The sequence below is a fragment of the Ruminococcus sp. genome, assembly GCF_016287535.1.
GTDB lineage: Bacteria > Bacillota > Clostridia > Oscillospirales > Ruminococcaceae > Ruminococcus.
Map to the genome: position 1 here is coordinate 46,546 of NZ_JAEFAJ010000019.1, position 8,365 is coordinate 54,910.

An 8,365-nucleotide genomic window follows, 5' to 3' on the forward strand; every position below is an offset into this window, starting at 1 on the left:
CCCAAAGCAGTTTAGCTGCTTTGGGGCAAAACTTATATATGGACATAAGCCTATACTGCCGGAGGCGCTGTACACTGTATGTCACATAGTTACTATGAAGCATACTCCCTTGCCGGGCTGATTTAGGACGTGTATCTTGAACTTGTGCTTGTCCGCTACGGATTTTGCGATAGCAAGACCAAGTCCGTAGCCGCCTGTTGCGCGGTTTCTTGACTCGTCGCTGCGGTAGAAGCGCTCGAATATCTTCTCGGTGTCGGTCTCCTTGATACCCTCGCCGGTATTGAATACCGAGAACAGCTTCCTTTCACCGGAACGCTTCAGCGTTACCTGTATAGTGCCGCCGGCGTTGGAGTATTTCAGAGCGTTGTCGATGAATATCGCAGCCATCTGCTTGATATGCTTCTCGCTGCCGTTGAGCATTATATTGTCCTCAATATTGACCTCGAACTTCTTGTTGCTCTCAAACGCCTGACACTCAAACGGCAGAGCTGTATTGGCGATCGCCTTGCTGAGATTGAAGTATCTGCGTTCAAGCTCATTATTGCTGTTTTCGAGTCTTGTAAGATTGAGGAGATCGTTTACAAGCACGCTCATTCGGTCAGTCTGTGACTTGATATAGTTGAGCCACTTGTTATCGCCGATCTCGCCTTCGAGAACATCTGCATTGGTTGATATAACAGTAAGAGGAGTTTTGAGCTCGTGGCTTGCGTCAGAAACGAACTGCTTCTGCTTGTCGAAAGCAGTCTTGATAGGCTGAATGCTCTTCTTGCTGAGGAAGTAAGCAAACACTGAAAGCACTACCATAGCTATGAATCCTACCATGATAGTAGTGCGCTTTAACTGCTTGAGAACATTGGTCTCGTAGCTGTTGTCAGTAAGTATCATGATAGTACCGTTCGGCTTGCTTGCTTTATAGTACTGATACGAATCTACCAGACCTGTATCACGCTTGACATTGATGATACCGGTATCATGTCTGTCGTTGATTATGATACTTGTGTACTTCTGCGCCCTTGCCACATCAATATCGGTATAGAGCTGGTTGAGGTACTTGCCGTTGGTATCAGCCATCAGTGCAAAGTAGTCCACAAAGCCGATCTTTCTCGGTATCTCCTCCACCTTTGCCGCGTTTTTGGCGCTGTTCTGATTACCTGTATTTACTGTACGTGCAGCAATACCTGACGTACCGCTTTCCGAAAGGAGTACTAGCTCATAGCCGCTGCCGTCCTCTGATGTCTGAGCAATAATATCATCGGGATCAGCGGTATCCTGCTCAGAGCTGTACCTTTTGAATTCCTCTTTTACCTCTTCGGGCTCATTGCTGTTGGCTTTGGGGGGAGCGCTGCTCTCGCTGTCCTTTACCTTCTTGTTCCAGGGGCTGTACGGATTGTTCGGATCCCACAGATTGTAGGGATTAGAACTGCTCCACCACTGTGAATACTTTTCTTCCTGCTCCGGGCTGACTTCGATCCACGGCGGGATACCTGTTCCGTCCCATGTCTCGCCGTTATTGTTCTTCCACTGCTTGCCGTCCCAGTACCAGCCGTTCATGCTCTGACTGTTCCAGTCCTGACCGCCCCAGTCGCCGCTGTTCCAGTCCTGACTGCCCCAGCCGCCGCTCCAGTCCTGACCGCCGCTGCTGCCGCCCTGATTGTTCCAGTCCTGACTGCCCCAGCCGCCGCTCCAGTCCTTACCGCCGCTGCTGCCGCCCTGATTGTTCCAGTCCTGATTGCCCCAGCCGCCGCTCCAGCCCTGACTGCCGGTGCTGCCGCCCTGATTGTTCCAGTCCTGACCGCCCCAGGCTCCGCTGTTCCAGCCCTGATTCCAGTTCTGACCGTCGCTGCTGCCGTCCTGTTTGTTCCAGTCCTGATTCCAGCCGCCGGACATATCCGGGAACGTAGCGTCCTCAGGCATTGTTGGGAATATCACCCACGGACGTATTGTAGTATCCGGCTCAGCCGGCTGAGTATCCGGATCAACCGAAGGCTGATCTTCGGGCTCAGTCACTTCTCCCTCTGTGGGAGCGTCGGTATTTGCGGGCACATCTGATGATGTCGCAGCGTCGGTGCCCTCTGCGGTCGTATCCGTTTCAGCCGTAGTTGACGGATCAGACGGATTTGAAGGCTTTGACGGCGGAGGAGCCTCCCTTTCGTTCTTGGGCTCGGAATGACTCACGAAGTAGAATGTTGCTTTTCTCTCGTCATAGCCTATATCCGCGGCGATCTCCTCCAGCACCTCTTTGGACTGCATATTCATCACCGATTCTGTTATCATGTTTATACCGAAAATAAGTGCAATAAACACAGCAAGAAGAATACTGACGATCATACCGAAAAGCTTCATCTGCGCTCTTCTGAACATACGGTCATGTACTTTTCTGAACATCTGTCATTCCTCCTTTTTACGGTTTATTCCAGCGAGTAGCCAATACCTCTCGCTGTTTTGATCTGCACGGGAGCCGATATCACTGAAAGCTTTTTTCTGAGGAATGATATGTATACTTCGATATTGTTGTATTCGACATCGCTCTCGTAGCCCCATATTTTTTCAATTATTCTTTCCTTTGGAAGTATCTGCCTCGGATTTGATATAAGGAGCTCCATTATCTGATATTCCTTCAGTGAAAGCTTCACATCATTTCCGTGCCACATAACGGAACAGGTATTCTTATTGAGTTCCAGTCCGTTGTAATCGAGTCTTGCCTCATCGACGAGCTCGCCCTTTCTTCTTGTGAGAGCGCGTACTCTCGCAAGGAGCTCGCCCGTCACGAAGGGTTTGGTGATATAGTCGTCCGCGCCGCAGTCGAGACCGTTTATCTTGTCCTCGATCTCACTTCTTGCGGTGAGCAGGAGCACCGGTGTGTTGATCCTCTCCTGTCTGAGTTTTCTGAGTACCTCTATACCGTTCATTCCCGGAAGCATGATATCGAGAATGATACAGTCATAAACGCCTGTCAGCGCATTATCAAGTCCGTCAACACCGTCATAAACGGTATCGACATTGTACATATTTCTTTTGAGTATCTCGGACAAAGCGTCCGCAAGCTGCATCTCGTCCTCAACAACGAGAAGTCTCATAATAATACCCCCTTGGATAATCAGCTGCCGCTCCGGCAGCACATCTTTCTGTGCGGAAATGTTTCTGAAGCGTATAACATTCCACTTTAATTACATTATATCATAAAATATTGAAATAGTCTTAAAAAACACAAATTGTTCAAAATGTTGATTAGGAAAAAAATTCGTTGCATTTTTGTGCATATCAACAGTTTTATCAGGTATTTACTCACAATTGTTGACTAAGAATTAGATTTGTGCTAAAATTGATATACAGAGTAGGATGTTATAATTTACTGTTTTGACTCATTGTATAAAAACTGTACCAGTATTATATAATTGTTATACAGTTATGATATTAATAACAGATAGGAGGGGCGAGATATGTTATCACCAATTGAGCGGAAAAAAGTGGGATTTCCCCTGCTCACATCAAGCGCGGCAGAACTCAAGAAGTATGTTGATGTATACGGTCTTTTCGTTGAAAGCGGATATACAACAGAGCTGTGCGACGCATATGCCGACGCATTCATCGACAACGTCAAAAAGCCTTCTCCATTCGATATGATACAGCTCGCGTCACTTTACGACAGGATCATGGATCATAAATCAGCCTATTTCTACCTTGACAAGCTTTCAGACAAGAAACTCGGCGGCGAGGAAAGATTCGACTACTGCACCGGTATGCTGAGAACCATAAGCAAGATCGGCAACTGGCGCGACGCCGTGGATTTCCGCACCTCAAACATAAGCTTTCTCCAGAAGCTGTCATCAAAGGTCTCTCAGAACAGGCAGGCGGAGCTGTATATGGCGCTCGCTCTGGCGGACTGCGCTTCAAAGAATTACTCTCAGGGTCTGAAATTGCTGAAATTCGGATACAAACCTCAGGGCAAGAACGATTTCACCCTGCTTGAGATATTCGTTACCGCTGTATATATATTCGCACGCAGCGGCGACAGCGAAGGGCTCGAAGGCGCTCTCGGCAACGCTGAAGGCTGCCTGAAGCTTTTCAAAAAGTTCGATTTCTCATGGGAAGAAGCCTATTACAGAGACCGCATCGACAATGCGGCAAAGGGTATTATCTGACACACTGCTCCGGAGACAACTCCGGAGCTTTTTATTCGGAATGTTATTGTTAAAATAAAAAAATATATTAAAATTATGCATTTTTTGCTATTAAAACAACTTTTGGTCATTTGTTGCTATTTTTAATAATTGTTAAATGAATGACAGTCAGTTTTGCCTTTGTGCAGTTTCACAATGATATCACTTTTGTGCTAAAAAATCAGGTGCATTTCGATTTGGCGAAATTATAGGAAATACTCAATTGCTTTTTTGTTCTGATAAAAGATTAAACACGTTCTCCCTAAGTTTATGTACGTAATATGAACAAATAAAATAAATACAATTGTTAATAAAATATTAATGTAAATATTTGCATTAATTTTAGCAATTTAGTGCTAATTTCGAGCAATATAATCAATTGAACTTCCTCCCCACATAGTCTATAATACAATTGTTGGCAGAGGAATTTACCGAAATATCGGCTCTTCTACCACCACATAATAATGTTAAGATATATTATGTGTCCTGTAACAAAATCGGCAATTATATCCTGTGTTGCATGATCTGGTTTTAAACTCCGCCGGATCCCCAATCCAACCATCCAGTTTTAGTATACTTCCGACTATTCACAACTGTTATTAAACATTAATGCCTATAATATGTTTAATCGCCTAAAGCAGTTTAATGACGCTTGATACTTCTGATCAGTCGTGACAGCATTGCAAACGGATATATGGCACTGCGGAAAATGTGCCCGCCGTAATTGACATCTGTGTATAGAGGGTGCATGGATGTTGATCGATAGCGACCTTGATTGGCTTTTGAGAGGGTGTCAATGAAGGTCGTTATTCTTTTGTTTACCTGCTTATTTCGTTCTATACCATATAAAAAAGGCTGCCTTGAGGGCAGCCTCTTTTCTTTATCATCACTTGTTTTCAAGCTTTGTCCTGAGCTTTCTGAGAGTGTATCCCTCGTTCACCTTCATAACGCCTCTGTCTATAGCAAGGGCATAATCCGGCACATCTCTCGTAACGGTCGTTCCCGCGGCGGTATATACAGCCTTTCCGAGCTTTACGGGAGCTATAAGGTTGGTATTGCAGCCGATAAAGCAGTTGTCGCCGATAACGCAGCGGCTCTTCGCAACGCCGTCATAGTTGACCGTAACTGTTCCGCAGCCGATATTGACACGTTTTCCGATGTCGCTGTCTCCGACATAAGCAAGATGTGCTATGGCAGTCTTTTCGCCGATCACCGAGTTCTTGACCTCGACAAAATCACCTATCCTTGCTTCCGACTTTATAACGCTGCCGGGACGTATATGAACATATGGACCTACATTTACTCCTGATTCTATCTCCGAATCGCAAGCCTGTACCGTATTGAGCGAAGCATTGTCTCCGATACGGCAGTTCTCAGCCATAACATTCGGACCTATCTTGCAGTTTTTGCCGATAACGGTATTTCCGCGGAGTATGGTATTCGGAAGTATCTCGGTACCTACGCCTATCTCCACGCCGCGCTCGATGATAACTCCGTCGGTGCAGGTGAATTCAATGCCGTTCACAAGGTGCTTCTTTATTACAGCCATTCTTGCGTAAGTATTGAGTTCAAGGAGGTCATTTCTGTCGTTGGCGCCTCTGATTATGTCAGCGTTGTCCGACTTGAAGGCTCCTGCGTTCTTGCCCTCTGATATAGCAATGTAAACAGTATCCGTAAGGTAGTACTCATTCTGTGCGTTGTTGTTGTCAAGCTTGCCGAGAAGCTCCACAAGGTCAGCGGTCCTGAACCAGTAAGCGCCTGAATTAACTTCCTTTACAGCCTTCTGCTCCTCTGTGGCGTCCTTCTGCTCAACTATGCCGCTGATACCGTTTGCACTGCGGATTATCCTTCCGTATCCGAAAGGATTGTCCAGCTCCGCGGTTATGACAGTGACCGCATTCCCCTGCTGCTCATGTACGGCAAGGGATTTTTTTATTGTCTCCTCGTCGATAAAAGGAGCGTCACCGCAAAGTACAAGTGTATTGCCGCTCTTATCGTTTTCGAGGAAGGGTATGGCCTGCTGTACAGCGTGACCTGTTCCCAATCTCTCAGCCTGAAGAACGGTGGTGTACTTTCCGTCAAGATACTCGTCTATCATTTCGCCCCTGAAGCCCTTTACCACACATATATCGGCAACTCCTGCCGCCTCACAGGCAGTTGTCACCCAGTGGAGCATAGGCTCCCCGAGAACTTTGAAAAGCGGCTTGGGCATATCAGCCTTCATGCGCTTGCCCTGTCCGCCCGCTAAGATTACAGCTTTATTCATATTTACCTCTCCTAAAAAATATTATTGCTCCTGTGACGCAGGCTGGGTCTGTTCCTCAGTCTGTACCATGCCCAGGAGGTACTCCTCTGACGCCGGTATCAGCTTCCAGCCCTCTCCCTCGATGAGCACGACGGACACAGGGTCGGAAAAATTATCGGTCTGTCCGTTTATTTCCGTTTCAATGCTGATATTAAGGGTATATCCGTCCGTTATCTGATAATTTTGATTTTTCAGCTTCAGTCCCTCTGCAAACGAATCAAAATACTTCTTTGCAGCCTTTATTGCAGCGCTGCTCAGCTTATAGCAGCTGTCCGTGGTCATATTGTTGAGCTTACCGCCTACGCCCGAACTCATCGCAACGGCGAATTCCTGTTTCATGCCTGATTCTTCCATAGCCTCGACAGCATCGACAGGGTACATACTCTCAAGCATAGTGTCCACATCGCCGCTCACGCTGCTCTCGGCAAAAGACCTCAGAGCCTTTTCCGCGTCGGCAGGCAGCGAAGCAGCAGGAACGCCCTGTGCGGGACCTATCATCGACGGATCATACGAACCTGTCTGTACAGTAGTCTGCTCAGCAACGGAAGCCGTATCTGTCTGTTCAGTACCGCCTGTATTTTTGCTGCATGAGACAGCGCACAAAGCTATCGTACAGACAAAAAGCAGTGTCTTTATCCTTTTCATAAGAACAAATATCTCCTTTCAAAAACTCCTATACACATATTTTTGCACACTTTGACCGCAAATGCAAGCCTTTTTTGTCAAATCCGCTCCGCTTTGTTGATTTTTGTACAAATAAAGTAATTTAAACGGCTTAAATTTGTCATCACATATATGGTATTTTTTTCTTGAATGTGTTATAATAGGTATAACTCGGATAATGCCCCAATGGAAATTGTCCGGTAATGTAAAAAATGGAGGTATACACCAATGGCAAATAAGTATTGTTACCTTTTCTCAGAGGGTAATGCCAACATGAGAGAGCTTCTCGGCGGTAAGGGCGCAAACCTTGCTGAGATGACAAACATCGGTCTCCCTGTTCCTCAGGGCTTCACAATCACAACAGAGGCTTGTACTCAGTATTATGAGGACGGCGGCATCTCTGACGAGATCATGGCAGAGATCAACGAGTATATCGTTAAAATGGAAGGAATCACAGGCAAGAAGTTCGGCGACAAGGAGAATCCTCTCCTCGTTTCTGTTCGTTCAGGCGCAAGAGCTTCAATGCCCGGTATGATGGATACAATCCTTAACCTCGGTCTTAACGAGACAGTTGTTAACACAATCGCAGAAAAGTCAAATAACCCCAGATGGGCTTGGGACTGCTACAGAAGATTCATCCAGATGTATTCTGACGTAGTTATGGAAGTTGGTAAGAAGTACTTCGAGGAACTCATCGACCAGATGAAGGCTAAGAAGGGCGTAACCCAGGACGTTGAGCTCGACGCTAACGACCTCAAGGAGCTCGCAGGCCAGTTCAAGGCTGAGTACAAGGCTAAGATCGGCACAGACTTCCCTGACGATCCCAAGGAGCAGCTCATCGGCGCTATCAAGGCTGTATTCCGTTCATGGGACAACCCCAGAGCTAACGTATACAGACGTGATAACGATATTCCTTTCTCATGGGGTACTGCTGTTAACGTACAGTCAATGGCATTCGGTAATATGGGTGATGACTGCGGTACAGGTGTTGCCTTCACACGTGACCCTGCTACGGGTGAGAAGAAGCTCATGGGTGAGTTCCTCACAAACGCACAGGGCGAAGACGTTGTTGCCGGCGTTCGTACACCTATGCCTATCCAGCAGATGGCAGAGACATTCCCTGAGGCTTTCGCTCAGTTCAAGGAAGTTTGCCAGACTCTCGAAAATCACTATCACGATATGCAGGATATGGAGTTCACTGTTGAGAACAAGAAGCTCTATATGCTCCAGACAAGAA

6 protein-coding genes are annotated in these 8,365 nt (G+C 46.6%); 2 read left to right on the plus strand and 4 right to left on the minus strand.

What is annotated here, in order from left to right; translation table 11 throughout:
• Positions 1-81: 81 nt before the first annotated feature.
• On the minus strand, positions 82-2,385 hold the full coding sequence (locus QZZ36_RS08515) for an ATP-binding protein (protein WP_295079963.1): 2,304 nt from the start codon (positions 2,383-2,385) through the stop codon (positions 82-84).
• 23 nt (positions 2,386-2,408) lie between these two features.
• Positions 2,409-3,077 carry a response regulator transcription factor gene (locus tag QZZ36_RS08520; protein WP_295079966.1) on the minus strand — a complete coding sequence of 223 codons (669 nt, stop codon included), beginning with the start codon at positions 3,075-3,077 and terminating at the stop codon, positions 2,409-2,411.
• Between the two features lie 363 nt (positions 3,078-3,440).
• Between QZZ36_RS08520 and QZZ36_RS08525 the strand changes: the two genes are divergently transcribed.
• Positions 3,441-4,142 (plus strand): hypothetical protein, encoded by a 702-nt coding sequence (locus tag QZZ36_RS08525; protein WP_295079969.1) that lies wholly within the window; start codon positions 3,441-3,443, stop codon positions 4,140-4,142.
• A 904-nt stretch (positions 4,143-5,046) separates the two neighbouring features.
• Here the strand turns inward: QZZ36_RS08525 and glmU are convergent.
• Together glmU and QZZ36_RS08535 are read right to left on the minus strand one after the other, a co-directional pair.
• On the minus strand, positions 5,047-6,426 hold the full coding sequence (gene glmU / locus QZZ36_RS08530) for a bifunctional UDP-N-acetylglucosamine diphosphorylase/glucosamine-1-phosphate N-acetyltransferase GlmU (RefSeq protein ID WP_295079972.1): 1,380 nt from the start codon (positions 6,424-6,426) through the stop codon (positions 5,047-5,049).
• 21 nt (positions 6,427-6,447) lie between these two features.
• Positions 6,448-7,110, minus strand: a complete 663-nt coding sequence (locus tag QZZ36_RS08535; protein ID WP_295079975.1) for a hypothetical protein — start codon at positions 7,108-7,110, stop codon at positions 6,448-6,450.
• A 246-nt stretch (positions 7,111-7,356) separates the two neighbouring features.
• Between QZZ36_RS08535 and QZZ36_RS08540 the strand changes: the two genes are divergently transcribed.
• A partial coding sequence (locus tag QZZ36_RS08540) for a PEP/pyruvate-binding domain-containing protein (RefSeq protein WP_295079978.1) occupies positions 7,357-8,365 on the plus strand: 1,009 nt, incomplete at its 3' end.